Source organism: Cupriavidus sp. 8B, from assembly GCF_054589115.1.
This window is the reverse complement of sequence record NZ_BAAILO010000236.1, coordinates 42,987-45,394: the sequence shown is the minus strand read 5'-3', so window position 1 is coordinate 45,394 and position 2,408 is coordinate 42,987. Positions and strand designations below refer to the sequence as shown.

Annotated in this window: 2 protein-coding genes; both read right to left on the bottom strand. The window is 63.5% G+C overall.

Annotated features, from left to right (window positions below):
• Positions 1–242 precede the first annotated feature (242 nt).
• Positions 243–1,106, bottom strand: a complete 864-nt coding sequence (locus tag ACYP5B_RS22715) for a ferritin family protein (protein ID WP_318237110.1) — start codon at positions 1,104–1,106, stop codon at positions 243–245.
• Between the two features lie 219 nt (positions 1,107–1,325).
• The coding region (locus ACYP5B_RS22710; RefSeq protein ID WP_459571166.1) for a patatin-like phospholipase family protein at positions 1,326–2,408 on the bottom strand (1,083 nt) is incomplete at its 5' end.

Genomic DNA, 2,408 nt, shown 5'->3' with positions numbered 1-2,408 from the left:
GCCCCATCCGGCGCGCCTTTTTTGCCTACTTTTTTGGCAAGACAAAAAAGTAGGTCGCCTCCCCGAAGGGGAGGTGAAACTGCAGTTGCTTTTGACTTTGACGTTAAGCAGTCGCAGTCGCAGTTGCAGTCACAGCCAAACGCCAACCAAAACCCAACACCCCAAAAAAACAAAACCCCATCATCCGATGGGGCCCGTCCCGCCGAAGGCGCCAAAACTACACCCCCAGCCAAAACCCAACTTTATGCCTGCGCCGGCTGCGCACCACCCGCCGCCTGCAACCTCGCATTCAACTCCTTCCGATACCGGTTCAAATCCTGCACCGTCTCGAAAGTGCGCTCGAACAGCAGCGACATGTTGTGCAGGATCCGCTCGATCACCTTCTTCTCCCAGCCTTCGTCGAAGCGGATCTGTTCGTCGAGCCAGTGCTCGAGCCAATCCGGATCCGGCAGGCGCGACTGGATGGTGTCGTTGGGGAACAACGCCTTGTTGACGTGCAGGTTGGTCGGGTGCAGCGGCTTTTCAGTGCGGCGGGCGGAGGCCATCAGCACGCCGATCTTGGCGAAGGCCGAGCGGGCGCTGTCGCCGAACTGGTTCAGGTATTTCTTCATGTAGCGCAGGTAGGCGCCGCCGTGGCGGGCTTCGTCCTGCGACAGGGTGCGGTAGATCTGCTTGATCACCGGCTCGGTGTGCCATTCGGCGGCACGGCGATACCAGTGGTTAAGGCGGATCTCGCCGCAGAAATGCAGCATCAGGGTTTCCAGCGGTGGGGCCGGGTCGAACTCGAAGCGAACGGCGTGCAGCTCTTCTTCGGTCGGCACCAGGTCCGGGCGGAAGCGGCGCAGGTATTCCATCAACACCAGCGAATGCTTCTGCTCTTCAAAGAACCAGATGCTCATGAAGGCCGAAAAGTCGGAATCGTGGCGGTTGTCTCGCAGGAACATCTCGGTGGCGGGCAGGGCCGACCATTCCGTGATGGCATTCATGCGGATCGTCTTGGCCTGGTCGTCCGTGAGCAGGCTCGGATCGAAGGAATCCCAGGGGATATCCTTGTCCATGTGCCAACGTACCGCTTCCAGCGATTTGAACAGTTCGGGGTAGAGCATGGTAAGCCTTTGAAATTACGGGCAGATTCTACCAGATGCGAATTATTCCCAATGCCCTTTTTAAGCGCAAAGGACATGGGTGTTTGTGGTTGAACCTGCGCGATGCCCAATTTATGGGCGAATATCGCGTCTTTCCCTTCTTTTGTTGACGCGAAAAAGAGGCCTTTACGACGCTCTTGGCCGGGCCCGACGATGCGGCAAGCCTGCCGTGCCTTTAAGTCAGGCCGTTACACCGGCGGGTGGTTCGACATCAAGTGTAACCGTCCGTGGGGGCGTTGAGTTTGTGTCGTCGCCTGGATCGGGCGGGATGATGTCATAGAGGAACGCCGCGAGCTCGTGCTGTTGCGCCAGGGCGTCTTTCTCGCCCAGGGCGATCAGTGCCTGGGTGAACTCGGGCTCGAACAGCAGGTAACTGGCAAAGGCCGCGCCGCGCGCTTCGGTGCCGCCCAACGGCGCCAGCAGGGCGCGCACGGTGCGGGGCAGTTGCTGCACATGTGTCGCGGCAATGGCTTCGATGGGCTCGCTGGGCGAGATCGTCATCACCTGCACCGGGCGCCAGCCTTCGCTGTCGTTGGCGATCTCCGGCATGCGCGAGAGCAGGCTGTTGATGTGCTGCAACCGTTCCAGGTCCGCCGAAAGGCCGTCGAGGAAGATGCTGGCCAGGGCCTGGCCGCCTACCTGCGCCAGCGACGGGTAGCCGCCGGCCGGCACGGTGTCGAACCAGCCGGGACGCTGGCGGGAGGCGGCGCCGATGGCCAGGATGCGCGAGGCGCCCAGGTGGATGGCGGGCGACAAGGGCGACATCTGGCGCATGGTGCCGTCGCCGAACCACTCATGGTGGCCTTCCAGCTCCAGCGGCAGCGCGGGGAACAGGAAAGGGATGGAGGACGACGCCAGCAGGTGGTCCACGCCGATCTTGGCTTCGACGGCCAGCCGCTGGCTGCGGCGCCATGGGTGGATGCGGCGATGGGACTGGTAGAAGGTGACGTGGCGCCCGGTGGTGTAAGACAGCGCCGTCACGGCAAAGGCCTGGAGGTCGCCGGCGTCCAGGCTGGCCTGCACCCGCTCGGGGTCGAACAGCTCGCCGAGCAGGCCGCCCAGCGGCGTATTGTCGAACAGCGCCCGCGGCGCGCGCCGGATGGCCCAGCCGAAGGCCAGCGCGGAGAGCCACCGCGCGCCGGATGCGCCCACGCCGACGATGCCGGTGCGGTAGACATCCTCGGCATGGATGCCGCTCCACAGCGCGGCCAGGCTGTCGGCCGCGGCACGGAAGTTGGCCGCGTTGATCGCCAAGCCGGCACC